At 25.4% G+C, this 16,040-nt stretch carries 14 protein-coding genes; all 14 read left to right on the top strand.

Going from position 1 to position 16,040, the window contains the following annotated elements; genetic code table 11:
* Nucleotides 1-270 precede the first annotated feature (270 nt).
* The 14 genes from lepB (BGI42_RS13205) to BGI42_RS13140 all read left to right on the top strand — a co-directional run bounded on the left by lepB (BGI42_RS13205) (nucleotide 271) and on the right by BGI42_RS13140 (nucleotide 15,718).
* Complete coding sequence (lepB, locus tag BGI42_RS13205; RefSeq protein ID WP_069680744.1) at nucleotides 271-789, top strand: signal peptidase I; 519 nt, start codon at nucleotides 271-273, stop codon at nucleotides 787-789.
* A gap of 76 nt (nucleotides 790-865) precedes the next feature.
* On the top strand, nucleotides 866-1,393 hold the full coding sequence (gene lepB / locus BGI42_RS13200) for a signal peptidase I (RefSeq protein WP_069681091.1): 528 nt from the start codon (nucleotides 866-868) through the stop codon (nucleotides 1,391-1,393).
* A 133-nt stretch (nucleotides 1,394-1,526) separates the two neighbouring features.
* A complete protein-coding gene (locus tag BGI42_RS13195; protein WP_069680743.1) occupies nucleotides 1,527-1,745 on the top strand; it encodes a DUF3006 domain-containing protein in 219 nt (72 codons plus the stop codon).
* 45 nt (nucleotides 1,746-1,790) lie between these two features.
* A complete protein-coding gene (gene ftsH, locus BGI42_RS13190; protein ID WP_069680742.1) occupies nucleotides 1,791-3,872 on the top strand; it encodes an ATP-dependent zinc metalloprotease FtsH in 2,082 nt (693 codons plus the stop codon).
* 425 nt (nucleotides 3,873-4,297) lie between these two features.
* A complete protein-coding gene (locus tag BGI42_RS13185; protein ID WP_069680741.1) occupies nucleotides 4,298-6,409 on the top strand; it encodes a HelD family protein in 2,112 nt (703 codons plus the stop codon).
* A 759-nt stretch (nucleotides 6,410-7,168) separates the two neighbouring features.
* Entirely contained in the window at nucleotides 7,169-7,981 is an 813-nt protein-coding gene (locus BGI42_RS13180) for an ABC transporter substrate-binding protein (RefSeq protein WP_069680740.1), read from the top strand.
* 65 nt (nucleotides 7,982-8,046) lie between these two features.
* Nucleotides 8,047-8,706, top strand: a complete 660-nt coding sequence (locus BGI42_RS13175) for an amino acid ABC transporter permease (protein ID WP_069680739.1) — start codon at nucleotides 8,047-8,049, stop codon at nucleotides 8,704-8,706.
* Nucleotides 8,693-9,415, top strand: a complete 723-nt coding sequence (locus BGI42_RS13170) for an amino acid ABC transporter ATP-binding protein (protein ID WP_069680738.1) — start codon at nucleotides 8,693-8,695, stop codon at nucleotides 9,413-9,415. Before BGI42_RS13175 ends, BGI42_RS13170 begins: the two co-directional genes overlap by 14 nt.
* 197 nt (nucleotides 9,416-9,612) lie before the next feature.
* The gene (tnpA, locus tag BGI42_RS13165) at nucleotides 9,613-10,044 is read left to right on the top strand and encodes an IS200/IS605 family transposase (RefSeq protein WP_069679164.1); all 432 of its coding nucleotides are present in this window, start codon (nucleotides 9,613-9,615) and stop codon (nucleotides 10,042-10,044) included.
* Nucleotides 10,045-10,448: 404 nt separating this feature from the next.
* Nucleotides 10,449-11,921: a methyl-accepting chemotaxis protein gene (locus BGI42_RS13160; RefSeq protein WP_069680737.1), complete on the top strand. Its 1,473-nt coding sequence runs from the start codon at nucleotides 10,449-10,451 to the stop codon at nucleotides 11,919-11,921.
* Between the two features lie 336 nt (nucleotides 11,922-12,257).
* Nucleotides 12,258-12,629 carry a hypothetical protein gene (locus BGI42_RS13155; RefSeq protein WP_069680736.1) on the top strand — a complete coding sequence of 124 codons (372 nt, stop codon included), beginning with the start codon at nucleotides 12,258-12,260 and terminating at the stop codon, nucleotides 12,627-12,629.
* Nucleotides 12,630-12,818: 189 nt separating this feature from the next.
* Nucleotides 12,819-13,190: a hypothetical protein gene (locus tag BGI42_RS13150; protein ID WP_069680735.1), complete on the top strand. Its 372-nt coding sequence runs from the start codon at nucleotides 12,819-12,821 to the stop codon at nucleotides 13,188-13,190.
* A 442-nt stretch (nucleotides 13,191-13,632) separates the two neighbouring features.
* Complete coding sequence (locus BGI42_RS13145) at nucleotides 13,633-14,100, top strand: hypothetical protein (RefSeq protein WP_069680734.1); 468 nt, start codon at nucleotides 13,633-13,635, stop codon at nucleotides 14,098-14,100.
* Nucleotides 14,087-15,718: a thiamine pyrophosphate-binding protein gene (locus BGI42_RS13140; RefSeq protein ID WP_069680733.1), complete on the top strand. Its 1,632-nt coding sequence runs from the start codon at nucleotides 14,087-14,089 to the stop codon at nucleotides 15,716-15,718. Before BGI42_RS13145 ends, BGI42_RS13140 begins: the two co-directional genes overlap by 14 nt.
* Nucleotides 15,719-16,040 lie beyond the last annotated feature (322 nt).

Below are 16,040 nucleotides of genomic sequence, written 5' to 3'. Positions count from 1 at the left end.
TTTTGATACACATTTTTTTGCTTATAAATAATGTATAATATTTAAATTTTTAAGTAACAAATTTGTTATAAATCCTTAATGTTTCAATAGAATGCTTTATGTTATACTATTAAGATGAAATATAATGTTTTGTTTTTAATTAATTAAATTGTAAATTATAGTTAATATTTTAATGAAATGCAATTTTTAAAGTTTTATTATTAAATAGAGACTCTAGTTTAAAATAAATATTTTAGTATATGTAAATTTATTTAGGAAGGTGGAAGTTATATGGAGGCGAGTAGTAAAAATAATTTTTTTAAAGAATGGGGATTAACGATTATAGGAGCCATAGTTATAGGGTTGTTAGTTTGGAAATTTTTGATTTATACTGTGTGGATTAAAAGTGCATCAATGAAACCAACATTAGAAGTTAAAGACAGGCTTATTGCGACAAGAGTCTATAATCCTGAAAATTTAAATAGAGGAGATATAGTAATCTTTGATTCGGATGAACTTAAGGAAATTCTTATAAAAAGATTAATAGGGCTTCCTGGAGATCATATAGAAATAAAAGATGGAATAGTAAGTGTAAATGGGGAACAATTAAATGAAGATTATGTAAAAAACAATGAAGTTTGTAATAAAACATTTGATGTTCCAGAAGGTGAATATTTCTTTTTAGGAGATAATAGAGCAAATTCAGATGATTCTAGATATTGGAAAGATCCTTATATAAAAGGAGAAAAAATACAAGGAAAAGCTAAAGTTAAAATATATCCTATAACTGATTTTAAGGTGTATAAATAATTTATAAACTGCTAATTAATTATAAAAGGACTTTATTTTTTTGTCCTCAAAGGAGAATATATTTATGAATAAATTTATGGAGAAAATTAATATGATAAAAAAAGAAAATTTTTTTACTGAATGGGTAGTACCAATATTTGCAGCATTAATAATAGCATTTTTGGTGAATAAATTTTTAGTTTACAATGTATACATTCCTAGTGAATCAATGGTTCCTACATTAAATAAAGGAGATAAATTATTTGTAACTAAGATATATAATTTAGAGAAAATAGAACATGGAAATATAATAGTATTTTATTCAGATGAACTTCAAGAAACATTAATAAAAAGGGTTATAGGTTTACCAGGAGATCATATAGAGATAAAGCATGGAATAGTAAGTGTGAATGGACAACAATTAACTGAGAATTATGTGAAAAATAATGAAGACTACGATGGAATATTTGATGTGCCAGATGGCAAATACTTCTTTTTAGGCGATAATAGAGCAAGGTCAAATGATGCAAGAAAATGGATTAATCCGTACATAGATGGAGATGATATAAAAGGAAAAGCACAAATTAAAATTTGGCCTCTTAAGGATTTTGGTCCTTTGAATTAATAGTTCTTATTTCTTAATAATATGGTATACTATTTCTTAAGATATTTTATTTAGATTAAGGTTTTATTTTAGGTTAATTTTATTTAGTATTGTTAACTTAAATATAGAGAAAATAAAGAGAGGATATTATAATATGGTAGATAAATATATAGTTGATAGAATTGAAGAAAACTATGTAGTAATTGAGTCATCTGAAGGTGAAATTATAGAAGTATCACTTTCTAATATTAAAGGGAATATAAGAGATGGAGATGTTTTGATTAAAAAGGAAGATGTATTTATTATAGATAAGGAAGAGACTTTAAAAAGAAAACAAGCAATAAACAATATGATGAAAAATATGTGGGAATAAGAACGTTTTATATATTTTTACGAATTGTAAAGAAAGGATGATATAATGCAAGGTAACAATAAAAAGAAGAAAAAAGGATATATTACAATGATAATATATTTTTTGATAGTTTTTATGTTCATAGGTACTGCACATTATGTTAGAGAAGCAGCAACTACAAAAGAAATATCCTATGATCAGTTTTATGAAATGATAGATCAAAATAAAATATCAAAAGTAGTAATAACAGGTGATAATTTAATAATTACACCATCAGATAATAGTGAATATAAGGGTAAAACTTTATATACTGCTAATATTAAAGATGAAAATTTAATAAGTAAATTAAATAATGCGAATCCTAAAATAATATTTACAGGTAAAAATCCAAAACAAAGTCCGATTATGGATTTTGTACTTAGTTGGATTTTACCAATGCTATTTTTCTTCTTAATGTGGAAATTCTTATTCTCTAGAATGGGAAGTGGAGGCATGGGCAGCGGCGGAGGAATAATGGGAATCGGAAAAAGTAACGCTAAAGTTTATGTTGAAAACGAAATTGGAGTGACTTTTGATGATGTTGCTGGCCAAGAAGAAGCTAAGGAGTCATTAAAAGAAGTAATTGACTTTTTAAATTGTCCAAAGAGATATACAGAAATAGGTGCTAAATTACCTAAAGGAGCATTACTTGTAGGACCTCCAGGAACAGGTAAAACACTTATTGCAAAAGCTGTTGCAGGAGAAGCAAAAGTTCCATTTTTCTCACTTTCAGGTTCAAGCTTTGTTGAAATGTTTGTTGGAGTTGGAGCTTCAAGAGTTAGAGAATTATTTAAAGAAGCAGTGGCAAAAGCACCATGTATAATATTTATAGATGAAATAGATGCAATTGGTAAAAGTAGAGATAATCAAATGCAAAGTAATGATGAAAGAGAGCAAACATTAAATCAATTACTTTCTGAAATGGATGGATTTGATTCATCTAAAGGAATTGTTATACTTGGAGCTACAAATAGACCAGAAATATTAGATAAAGCTCTTTTAAGACCAGGTAGATTTGATAGAAGAGTAATAGTTGATAGACCAGATTATAAAGGTAGAGAAGCAATTCTTAGAGTTCATGCTAAAAATGTTAACTTGGGAGAAGATGTTGACCTTGATGAAATAGCAAAAGGTACTCCAGGAGCAGTAGGAGCTGACCTTGCTAATATAATTAATGAATCAGCTTTAAGGGCGGTAAGAAATAGAAGAAAATTTGTACTTCAAGAGGATTTAAGAGATGCAGTGGAAGTTATAATTGCAGGTAAGGAAAAGAAAGATAGAATTCTTTCTCCTAAGGAAAAGAAATTAGTTGCTTTCCATGAAGTTGGTCATGCGCTTGTAGCTGCATTATTAGAGGGTTCAGATCCTGTTCATAAAATAACAATAGTTCCTAGAACAATGGGAGCATTAGGATATACTATGCAACTTCCTGAAGAAGAAAAATATCTTATATCTAAAGAAGATTTAATGAATCAAATAACAGTTCTTTTAGGTGGTAGATCTGCAGAAGAAGAGGTATTTAATGTTGTTTCAACAGGTGCTTCAAATGATATAGAAAGAGCAACTCAATCAGCTAGAAGTATGGTTTCAGTATATGGTATGACTGATAGATTTGATATGATGGCTCTTGAATCAATGCAAAATAGATATTTAGATGGAAGAGCAGTTAGAAATTGCAGTGAAGAAACATCTACTATATTAGATGAAGAATCATTAAAGATAATAAAAGAAGCTCATGGAAGAGCTAGAAAAATACTTAGAGAAAATAGAGATTTATTAGATAAGATAGCTAATATTTTATTAGAAAAAGAAACACTTTTTGGTAATGAATTCATGGAAATGGTTTATGAAAAATATCCAGAAATTAAAGAAAAGAAAGAAAAAGAATTAAAGGAAAAAGAACTAAAGGAAAAAGAATTTAAAGATAGACAAAAAAAGAAACAAGAGGAATTTGATAGAATAAGAAAAGAAAATGAAGAAAAAGAAAAATCACAATTCTTAAAAACAGTTGGTATAAATATAGATAAAGAAGTTAGTGATTCAACTGAATCTGAAAAAGAATTAGCTCAAGAATTATTAGAAGAAACAAATGAATTAAAAGATAATTAGAAGATAGAAAAATAATATTTAATATATAAGGTTTAGATTGATTTAACTTTGATTTTAGTTAAATTATCTGAACCTTATATTTTCAAAATATGATATGTTCATATTATAAATTTGATTTTTGTTTTTGTAAGCATTATATATACATATAGAATTGATATGAGTGATAGTGTTTTAGTGTTAAAAGTTATAATTTTTAATGATGCTAAGAATAAATAAAGATTATAGATAAATAAATTTACTTAATAAGGCATATGAAAATAAATAAAAAGTCAAATACGTGATGAATATTTTGTAAAATATAATGACTTAGGTTTTGCTAATAGTTATGCTATTAGTAGGCTCTAAAGAAGAAGTAGTTCACAAAATAAACTAGTATACTGACTAGTTATTTATTTGAATGTGCTTAAGCAAAGGGGAAAGATGATTTGAATCAAAATTTAGATTTTTTTATGGAACAAAATAAGTTAGAAGAAGTTGAAAAAATTTTAAGTGATGAAATACTTAATTATATACAAAAAAGAAAAGATATAACTAATCAGATACTTCAATCAAGAAAAAAGTTTGTTGAAGAATTTAAAGATGATGAAGATAAAGTTATAGATTATTTTGATCATGAAAACTATGTAAAAGAAGAAGCTTATAAGACAATAGACAAAAGATTAAAAGAATTTACTATGTTAAAGGAATCACCTTATTTTGGTAAAGTAACTTTCATGGAAGAAGAAAATTTACCAGAAGAACTTTATATAGGTAGATATGGTTTGACTGTAGAAAAAACTTATGAGCCTGTAATTGTAGATTGGAGAGCTCCTATTTCATCATTATTCTATAAGGGTACATTAGGAAAATCAAGTTATACATGTCCAACTGGTGAAGTTGAAACAGATATACTTTCAAGAAGGCAAATAATAATAAAAAAAGGTGAGCTTAAAGGAATATTTGATTCAGAAGTGGATGTTAAAGATGAAATACTACAAATGGTTCTTACTGAGAATTCATCAGATAAGTTAAAAGATATAGTAATGTCAATACAATCAGAACAAGATGAGATAATAAGAAGCGATAAGAATAAAGTAATAGTAGTAAATGGTGTTGCTGGTTCAGGGAAAACAACTATTGCATTACATAGAATATCTTATCTTCTTTATAATTATAGAAAGCAATTTGGTGATAAGGTTCTTATATTTGGGCCTAATGATATATTTATGGATTATATTGCTCAGGTACTTCCTTCTTTAGGAGAAGAAGGAATAAAACAAATGACTTTTGAAAACTTTGCTATAAGAGAAATAGGATTAAAAAATAGATATGTTAAAAGTTTCAGTAAATATATAGAAGAAGCTATGAGTGGAAATGAAGAGGCTCTTAAAGAATATAAATATAAGAGTTCTAAAAGATTTTTAGATTTACTAAATAAAGAGATTGATAAATTAAATAACAATTATTTTAAGATAAAACCAGTAACTTTTAATGGTGAAGAAATAGTTGGAATTAAAGAAATTGAAGATTTATTTAATATTCATTATAAATATATGCCTTTATTTAGAAGAAGTGAAAAAATAAAAAGAGTACTTATATCTAAAATAAAAGATAAAAGAGATGCTGAGGTTTATAAAATAAATCAGGAAATAAAAGAAAAAAGAGCATCATTATCACCTGATGAATTTGAAATGGAAAAGAACAACTTACATTATTTAAAGAAAATAAAAATTAGAGAGGTTATAAGGAATGTAATTAATTCAAGAAAAGAGTTAGATTCTTGGATTAACCATAAATCTATAATAAATATTTATAAATATATAACAGATACTAATGAACTTGATTATATGGACTTAAGTGGAATATTATATTTAATGGTTAAGTTGGAAGGAAAGAAGATAAAGGAAGAAATAAGACATATTGTTATAGATGAAGCACAAGATTATAGTATATTACAATTTGAAGTAATAAAAGGACTTACAGGGTGTAAAAGTTATACAATAGTTGGTGATTCTAATCAAAGATTAATAAATAATAACGAAGAACCAGCTATGTTAAATTTACAACCTTTATTTAATGAAGAGAAAATACAAGTAGAAGTACAAGAGTATAGATTAAATAAGAGTTATAGATCTACTCAAGAAATAATGGAATATGCAACTAAATTCTTAAATGACCATAGGATAGTTCCGTTGGTTAGACATGGAGAAGCTGTAATAGAGGAAGAAGTTTCTTTAGATGAGGAGTTTATAGAAACTATTATTTCAATAATTGATGATTATGAAGAAGAAGGTCTTGAAAATATAGCTATTATATTTAATGGAAATAAAGATTTAGCTAAATTTGCTCATCTTATTAAAGAAAGAATTAATATCCAAAGTTTTGATAGAGAAGATATACTTTATAAAGGTGGAAAAGTATTAATTCCAGCATATTTAGCAAAAGGATTAGAATTTGATGGAGTAATAGTAATAGAAAATCATGAAATTGATCCATTAGTCAAATATATTATGTGCACAAGAGCTCTTCATAGACTTTCATTTATCAAGAAAAAATAAAAATATTTATTGTTTTTGTGACAATTACTGTTTGGTAATTGTCACTTTTTTTGATATATAAAAAATTGTAGAATTTTTTAAAATTAAAAGACTTGTCTAAATCTTTTAATTATTTACTGTTAACTAAAAAGTTTGGTGTAGCCACTTTCTCCCCATATAAAATTATAAAAAATTTTAAAGCTTAAAATTCTAATAAAATTTAAGTTAAAACAAATACTAATTAATAGGAGATATGTAAGTTGAGAATTGAGAAATGATAGTTTAAAGTTTAGGAAAAATTACGTAATTAATTTAAATATAAAATTCTAATATTGAAATTTTAAAATATATATTAAAAAAGTCTAAAGACTTTCAAGCAAAGCTCTCAACTCTCAATTAGCCATCTTCAACTACAAAGCGTTAGATAGTTGTTTTATAAAAGATACACATATAATTATTTATACATTATTTTTTGTTGTTTATGCAAAAAAACAAGACATAGAATTATTTAATATACATATTAATAGAATAAAAATACAATAAGATTATTTTAAAAACAATAAAATAGAATAAATATTAATAATAAATGAATAAATACTAAAAATAATCAATTATATTTGTGTTTTATACAATAATATGAATAGGTGGATTAAAATTATATGTATAAAAATTAAATATTTATACATTACCTATTGCATAAATATAAAGTTATAGTGTATAATTATTCTAACGAAGCGATTAGGAAAAGAATTTTATATAAGTAAATAGGGGGAATTAATAATGAGTAAAGGATTATTAAAAAAATTAGGATTATTTGTAGCAATTGGAACTATGGCAATAAGCATAGTTGGATGTGGAGGAAATAAAGCAGGAAATGAATCAGCATTGGAATCAATTAAACAAAAGGGAAAACTTGTTGTTGGTACAAGCGCAGATTATCCACCATATGAATTTCATAAGCTAGTAGATGGAAAAGACAAAATAGTTGGATTTGATATTAGTATGGCAAAATCATTTGCTGAAGATTTGGGTGTTGAATTAGAAATAGATGATATGGATTTTGATGGATTACTTGTAGCACTTCAAGCTGGAAAAGTAGATATGGTGTTTGCAGGAATGACACCAACTGATGAGAGAAAAGAAAATGCAGATTTCTCAGATATATATTATACAGCTAAACATGGATTTATAGTTAGAAAAGGTGAAGAACAAAATATAAAATCAATTGATGATTTAAAAGACAAGAAGATTGGAGTGCAAAAAGGATCAATTCAAGAAATGTTAGCAAATGAAAAATTACCAGATGCTAAAAAGAAAGCTTTAGGAAAAGTTACTGACTTGGTATTAGATTTAAAAAATAATAAAGTAGATGCAATATTAGTAGAATTACCAGTAGCGCAATTTAATTGTGAAAAAAATTCAGATATAGCTTTAACTGATGTAATCTTAGAAGATGAAGAAGGCGGAGCTGCAATAGCTATGAGTAAAGGATCAGATGATTTAAAAAATGAAGTTAATAAAACTATAAAAAAATTAAAAGATGAAGGTAAAATAGAAAAGTTTGTAATAGAAGCAAATGAAATGGTGGAATAATTAATGTACTGATAAGATTCAAAAAAATTGAGTCTTATCAGTAGAAAGAGAGAGGGGTAGAAATTTTGAATTTTACATTTTTAGATAAATATTATGGATTTTTTTTGAATGGAGCAAAAATTACAATAGTATTAGCATTTTTTGCTGTACTTTTTGGAACAATTATGGGGCTTGGTTTAACTCTTTTAAGGAGATCAAGATTTAAAATATTAAGAGCTATAGGTACAGCTTATGTAGAATTTGTTAGAGGAACTCCTCTTCTAGTTCAAATATATATAATCTATATTGGGTTACCTAAATTAATAGGTATAGATTTACCTGATATTACTACAGGAGCAATTGCATTAGCACTTAATTCATCTGCATATGTATCTGAAATAATTAGAGCAGGTATTGAAGCTGTTGATAAAGGTCAAATGGAGGCAGCTAGAAGTTTAGGTATGAATCAAAAAACGGCTATGTTTAATATAATAATTCCACAAGCATTCAAAAATATATTACCTGCACTAGGAAATGAATTTATATCAGTAATTAAAGAATCTTCAATGGTTTCAGTAATTGGGGTAGCTGAACTTATGTACAATGCAAATACTGTTAAGGGGAATACCGCTTTAGGTTTAGAACCTGTTATAGTAGCAGCAATTATATATTTTATAATTACATTTACTTTAACAAGAACATTAGGATATGTAGAAAGGAGAATGAAGGTAAGTGATATACGTTAAAAATTTACACAAAAATTTTGGGGACAATGAAGTTTTAAAAGGGATAGATTATCATATAAAAAAAGGAGAAGTTATTGTTGTAATTGGACCTTCAGGCTCTGGGAAAAGTACATTTTTAAGATGTCTAAATTTATTAGAGGAACCTAGTTTGGGGATAATTGAATTTGAAGGAAAAGATATAACATCAAATTCAGTAGATATAAATAACATGAGAGAAAAAATGGGAATGGTTTTTCAACAATTTAATTTGTTTCCTCATAAAACTGTTTTAAATAATATAACATTATCACCTATTAAAGTGAAAAAAATATCTAAGCAAGAAGCAGAAAAAAATGCAATGGATTTATTAAATAAAGTGGGGCTTAAAGATAAATCAAATGCTTATCCATCATCATTATCTGGTGGACAAAAACAAAGAATAGCAATAGCTAGAGCATTAGCTATGGAACCAGATGTTATGCTTTTTGATGAACCAACATCAGCATTAGATCCTGAAATGGTAGGGGAAGTTTTAAATGTTATGAAAAATCTTGCTAAAGAAGGAATGACTATGGTGGTTGTAACTCATGAAATGGGATTTGCAAGAGAAGTTGGTGATAAAATACTTTTTATGGATGGTGGAAATATAATAGAAGAAGGTACACCAGATGAGATATTTAAAAATCCTAAAAATCCAAGAACAATAGATTTTTTATCTAAAGTACTTTGATTTATTAGTATAAAATCTAAATTTAATCTAATATTAGTAAGATAAAAATTAAAGTTTCATATAACAAAAAATGGTAATAGTTAATGTTTTATTTTCTATTCGCGTGGTTTAAAACCACCGTCTTTAGACGGTATCAGCTTTTAGCCTTTTAAGAAATTATAAATGTGACCATACTAATTAAAAAGGATGTGATTAGTATGGAGGAATATAATAAAAGAAGTCATACGGTATATGATATAAAATATCATGTAATATGGGTAACAAAATATAGATATAAAGTATTAAATAAGCATATATCATCTAGATTAAGAGAATTAATAAGACAAGGCTGTGAAGCAAGGCAAATTACAATTGTTAGAGGAAGTATTGGAAAAGATCATGTGCATATGCTTTTGGGATGTTCTCCGAGCATCGCTCCCAGTAAAATTGTGCAATATTTGAAAGGTAGATCATCAAGATTAATACAAGATGAATTTCCAGAATTAAAAAAGAGATACTGGGGGCAGCATTTATGGGCACGAGGATACTTTTGTGCAACAGTTGGAAGTGTTACAGAAGAAACAATAAAAAGATATATAGAAAGTCAAGAACTTAATAATAACGAAAATATATTTAAGATAGAAGAATGAGTTTTAGTCAATGCTCTTTAGGTTGCTTTAGCTAATGTCCTTTCAGAAGGATTAATCCTTAAAGAGCATTGACTTTCAGTCTAAGGTATTTATACCTTAAATCCACCTACTTTAGTAGGTGAGTAGTTTAATTAACAATAAGTATAGCTAATAAATAGTAGGAAAAATAAATGTACTACTATTTATTGGTTTTTTTTATTTCAATTAATATTATATATTATTACATATTATAAGAAAAGTGTAAAAAAAACTAGTTAAATGTATAATTATATACACATATAATAAAATATGTTAATATTATACACATAGATAAGTTAATCGTTTTTAACGAAAATCAGCTTTTAATTTATTTTAGGAATTAATATTTAGAATAAAAAAAATTTTACATAAGGGGGAAACTATAAATGGACAATAAGAAAATTATAGCAGTGAAAAATAAAATTTTGCTTGCACTGTTTTTAAGTTCAATATTATTAAGAGGTGCATTTGATTATTATTTAAAAGCTCCTATAGAATCAGTTATAGCAGTAGTAGGTTCGGGTCTTATATTAAGCATTATACAGTTTATTTTAATAAAGAAAAAATATACTACTCAATCAATGTATTTTATGATATTTTCAATATCGGTAATAGGTGTAATATTAATGAGCACTTCACCAACAATATCTAATCTAATGATATTTTATGCAGCCCTGTTTATGATCATATTATATCAAGAAGCAATTCCAATAATTATTCAATGTATAGTTAGTACTTTTTTCATGAGTTATTTTTTTATAAAGAATAAAGAAACAATATTTTCTAATATGGGATTTGATCAATTAGTATTCTTAATTCTTTATATTTTTAGTGGATTAGTTATATGTACGCTATTATGTGTATTAACAAAGCGTACTTATATGGTATTAGAAGAAAAAATAAAAGAAAGTAATGAAGCTAAATCTAAAACAGAACTTTTATTATGCAGACTTACAGAAACAATAGAATCTTTAAATGAATCAAGTAATGGTATTAGCAATGGAATTAATACTACTGCAGAAGTTTCAAATCAAATATCAACTGCTTCAAATGAGGTAGCTAATAAAGCTACAAAGGAAGTAGAAACTATGAATAATATTCAGTCATTTATGCAACTTGGAGAACAAGGATTAAGGGAAGTTACAGATGCAGTAGAAATTATGTCTAAATTATCATCATCTACAAAAGATGGTGTTTTACAAGGTGTTAGTAAAGTTAATGATTTGTCAAATGAAATGACTAAAGTTAAAGAGAATATTGTGAGTACTGTAAACTTAATTGATAATTTAAATGAAGAAAATTCAAAGATAATAAAAATTATAGATACTGTAAGTGAGATAGCAGAGCAAACAAATCTTTTAGCATTGAATGCATCAATAGAGGCAGCAAGAGCTGGTGAGCATGGAAAAGGATTTGCAGTTGTCGCAGATGAAGTCAAGAAGTTAGCAGAAAATTCAAAAGTATCTACTAATCAAATAGCAACAATATTAAATAGTATATCTCAAAGAACTAAAGATGTATTTGGTAAAATAATTAAAGAAAAGAATTCAATAGAAACATGTAATGAACATACTGATATAGTAAAAGATTTGTTTAAAAACATAAATGATAATACAACAAATGTATTAGAACATTCTAAAAATGTAGATCAACAAGTTAAAGGATTAGTTACTATATTTTCAAGCACAACAAAAGAAGTTGATAGTATAAGTGAAAATGTAGAAAATACAGCATCAGCAATGGAAGAAATATCAGCTAATATTAGTGAACTTAATAATAATATAGATGAAATATCTAATGCATATAAGAATATAGATGAATTAAGTTGTAAACTTAGTAAAATTCAAAATTCTAATTAATATAAATTAAATACCATATGTTGTAATTAAATATGTATAAACATATGGTATTTTTTGTCCTATAATTACTTTTTTATATAAAATTGTTTATAGAATAAAATAAAATAAGATATAAATAAGAGTTTATATGGAGAAATTTAAAAAAACATGGAAAAATATAAGAAAATATGGTATTATTTCTTTAAAAAGTGGATTGTTGATGTAGTACATATAGTAAAAATAATCAAAAAAATTTAATTTAATTCAAAAAGAATCAAAAGCAACATAAAAAATTTATTTTTGTACATTTAAAACTAATTGACAATTAAAATATATATTTAATCATTAGGGGGAATTATGAAAATAGAAAAAATAAATGTATTATGTAAATATAGTATAAATATAGAGAAAAATAAATTTATAATAAAAGGCGATGGATTATTTTCTAAGGAAGATGCTGAAGATTATATTAAAATTTTTCAAAATGCTATTAAAACAACTGATGTAAAAGATTTAATACTTATTATAGATAATGGTCAATTTAGAATGAGTTTTCCTGATACTAAATCATTTTATGAAAATGTTTGTAATGCATATATAAATGCTGAATTTAAAGAGAAATATATAATAATGCCGGAAAATGATATAGCTAAAATTCAAATAAGGAAAAATGCTGATAGAATTTTTGATTATATAAAAGTTATTTCAGATATAAATGTTATTGAATAATATAATATTCTTATTATAAAAGTACATTTCATCTAATTATTATTTTATTATTTATAAGCCACAAAATTTATTTAAAATATAATAATTGTGAAAAAAATAAAATATTGTGGGATAATATAGTATAATATGGTACAATTATAAAATAACTGACTAGTGTTCAGTTTTATTATAATTTTGGAGGGATAATAGATGAAAATACAAAAGAAAAATAACATGTCTAACTATTCTATGGAGGTTATAGGAAATAAAGCTATACTTTCTTCAAAAGGGATGTTTTCCAAAGAAGATGCTGAAAATTATATAAAGGACTTTGTTACTTTTACAAGATCTAATAATACATCTTCTTTAATATTAGTTATAGAAAATGCAGAATTAAAAACATCATTTCCTGATGTAAAGCCATTTTATGAAAAAATGAGTGAACTTTATATTAATTCAAATTTTAAAAAGAAATATATGCTTATGCCAGAAAGTGCAATAGCTGGAATGCAAATAAAAAAATTAGATGAAAAATTCTTTAAAGAAATAAAAATGATTTCAAATATCAATGAAGCTATTTAGAAAATAATGTTAACATATTTAAATTTTTAGTACTCTGCTTTTTGTAAATGTTTACTAGATATAAAATTAATTTACAGAGTATAATTTAATATATAAGAATAATAGAAGTAGTTACATTGCTACTTCTATTATTTTTATACATTACTATTTAAAGCTATATATTTGGTATATTTAAATTTTATTTGATTATAAAAAATAAAGAAAAAAATTTAACAATAAAATAATATGTTGTATTAAAAAGAAAATATGTTTTAATATGATTATTTTGTAATATTTATACAAAGTATGAAACATTATGGTAAAATAATAAGAGTGATGCTGTATGAATTAAAATAATCAGTTTTTTAATAAGTCCAATTATATAAATAAAGTTTTATATTAAAAAAGTTAATAATTATTTTAAGTACAGATTAGATTATTAAATTCTAGAAAGGAGTATATTATGGGTACGAGAGAACTGCTAGATAATTTATTCAAAGAGTTAAAAGATGTAATATATTATGAAGATGTAGGAATTCATAAAATAATTGATGATTCTTATATAAAACCTTATTACAAACAATTAACAGATATTTCATTTGAAAAATGGAGCAAATATCATGCTTCAAAAATGCTTAAAATAGTTGATGATATGTATTTATCAGAAATGATGAACACTAAAAAATCATTATTTATAGACAAGCTTTCTGTAGATAAAAATAAGCCAAGTTGCTTAAGGGATTTTGGAATAGTATCAACTTGCCTTATACCATTTTTCTTAAATGATGAAATAGTATTTTTTATTACTATGCCAATATTTAAACAAGAACATAAATATTCAGAAGAAGAAAAGTTAAAGGCAATAGATATTGTAAAAAAATATAATAATATTTTATGTATTGAGGAGATGTTTAAAAATGAAATTATCTAAAGCTATAGCAAAATATATTGAGAGTTGTGGTGTTGAATATGTATTTGGTATACCATCAGGAAATGTAGCAAGTATTTATGACGCACTTAATGATACTAAGGTTAAATTTGTAGTAACTAAAAATGAAGCAGGTTCAACTTATTCAGCTGGAAAATATTCAGATTTAAGTAAAAAACTTAGCTGTTCAATTTTATGTGGAGGTGTAGGAATTACAAATGCTATAAATGGAATAGCAGATGCATACATAAATAATATTCCTATGCTTGTTATTAGTGGATATGCAGCAAGTGATAGTATAGGGAAAGGTTGTGTTCAAGAATTAGACACTGCACCTATAACTGAAAGCATAACAAAATACAGTAAAACAATAACAAGAAAAGAGGATCTTTTATCTGAATTAGATAAAGCAGTAAAATTATCAATGCAAGATCCTAAAGGTCCTGTCCATTTATCAATATCTATGGATTTACCTACAACAGAAATAAGTGATGAAGATTTAAAAACTTATGTTTCTGAAAAAATAGATTATAATTACGATAGAGAAAATTTAAATATAGCAATTAATATGCTAAATGAGGCTAAAAAAGGTGTCATATTAGTTGGTAGAGGTGCTAAAGGAAATAATGAACTTATAAAGAATCTATCATCAAAATTAGGATGGTATGTAGCTACTACCCCTCAAGGTAAAAGTTCAGTGGAAGGTGAATTTGAATATAATATAGGAAACTATGGATTTAATAGTACTGATTTTGCTCAAAACTATGCAGATACAGAAGAAATAGATTGTGTTTTAGTATTAGGTTCAAGTTTAGGAGAAAGTGCAACAAGAAACTTTAACAATGCTCTATTTAATGATGGAAATAAGGTTATTCAAATAGATAATAATAAAAAGAGTTTAAATAAAAATCATATTGATAGACTTAAAGTTTACTATGAATTATCAGAAGCATTATCAATAATGAATGAAAAAGTTATAGATAAAAAAGTATCTTTAAATAAAGTGGGAAAATTAAATAATAATTATGTAAAAGATCATACAGGAATATCTGTTAGAAAATTAGCAGAGATGCTTCCAAATGTATTAAATCCAAGCACTACTTATATGTGTGATATTGGTGAATTTATGAATTATATATACAAATATTTATTTATTCCAAAAGAAGCTGATTTTATTGCTAGCTTAAATTATGGTGCCATGGGTAACTGTGTTGCAGGTTCAATAGGCGCTGCTTTAAGTGGAAATACAGAAAAATATGCTGTAATTGTTGGAGACGGATCAGTATTTATGAATGGTAGTGAAATTCTAACAGCAAAACAATATTCATTACCAATAGTATATTTTGTAATAAATAATGCTAAATTAAATTATGTTGATCAAGGTATGACATTCTTGTTCGGAAGAACTATTGATGGTGTAGTTCAAGACAGAATTTCAATAAAAGCAATTGGAGAAGCAGCAGGGATAAAATCATTTGAAATAAATGATTTAACTAAGCTTAATGAAATAAAAGATGAATTATATTCATGTAATGAACCTATAATAGTTGAAATAATAACTGATGGCTCAGAGAAAGTTGCAGCAGCAGATAGATTTAAAACATTAAAAAATAAAAAGTAAGAACATGTTTTAGAAAAATATTATATTTTAGTATAAAGCTCATAGATTGAGAATTTTGCTTTAAGAATTCTAAAAAGCAAAGTTTAATGTTATTAGGTCATTATACTAGAATATCACTTTACCTAATAAAACATGGAATTACAAAAAGTGGATTGAATAATTGAACTTAAGGATACTAAAATGAGTATTGTCCAAATATAGCTTGTTTTCAATATGAAATTGAGACAAGCAGTAATTTAGACAATACTCGTTAAGGATTCTAAGAGATAAATTATAATGCCACTTTTTTTAGTATATATCAACATATATTAAAACATGGAAT

Source organism: Clostridium taeniosporum (assembly GCF_001735765.2).
Classification (GTDB): Bacteria; Bacillota; Clostridia; order Clostridiales; family Clostridiaceae; genus Clostridium; species Clostridium taeniosporum.
The sequence above is the reverse complement of the archived record's forward strand: the minus strand, read 5'-3'. Positions and strand labels throughout refer to the sequence as shown.

What these genes read in the sequence shown, in the direction of transcription:
- BGI42_RS13150 (WP_069680735.1), top strand. Translation starts at nt 12,819, where the DNA reads ATGAAAATACAAAAGAAAAATAACATGTCTAACTATTCTATGGAGGTT.
- BGI42_RS13195 (WP_069680743.1), top strand. Translation starts at nt 1,527, where the DNA reads ATGGTAGATAAATATATAGTTGATAGAATTGAAGAAAACTATGTAGTA.
- BGI42_RS13180 (WP_069680740.1), top strand. Translation starts at nt 7,169, where the DNA reads ATGAGTAAAGGATTATTAAAAAAATTAGGATTATTTGTAGCAATTGGA.
- BGI42_RS13145 (WP_069680734.1), top strand. Translation starts at nt 13,633, where the DNA reads ATGGGTACGAGAGAACTGCTAGATAATTTATTCAAAGAGTTAAAAGAT.
- BGI42_RS13155 (WP_069680736.1), top strand. Translation starts at nt 12,258, where the DNA reads ATGAAAATAGAAAAAATAAATGTATTATGTAAATATAGTATAAATATA.
- ftsH (WP_069680742.1), top strand. Translation starts at nt 1,791, where the DNA reads ATGCAAGGTAACAATAAAAAGAAGAAAAAAGGATATATTACAATGATA.
- lepB (WP_069681091.1), top strand. Translation starts at nt 866, where the DNA reads ATGGAGAAAATTAATATGATAAAAAAAGAAAATTTTTTTACTGAATGG.
- BGI42_RS13140 (WP_069680733.1), top strand. Translation starts at nt 14,087, where the DNA reads ATGAAATTATCTAAAGCTATAGCAAAATATATTGAGAGTTGTGGTGTT.
- BGI42_RS13160 (WP_069680737.1), top strand. Translation starts at nt 10,449, where the DNA reads ATGGACAATAAGAAAATTATAGCAGTGAAAAATAAAATTTTGCTTGCA.
- tnpA (WP_069679164.1), top strand. Translation starts at nt 9,613, where the DNA reads ATGGAGGAATATAATAAAAGAAGTCATACGGTATATGATATAAAATAT.
- lepB (WP_069680744.1), top strand. Translation starts at nt 271, where the DNA reads ATGGAGGCGAGTAGTAAAAATAATTTTTTTAAAGAATGGGGATTAACG.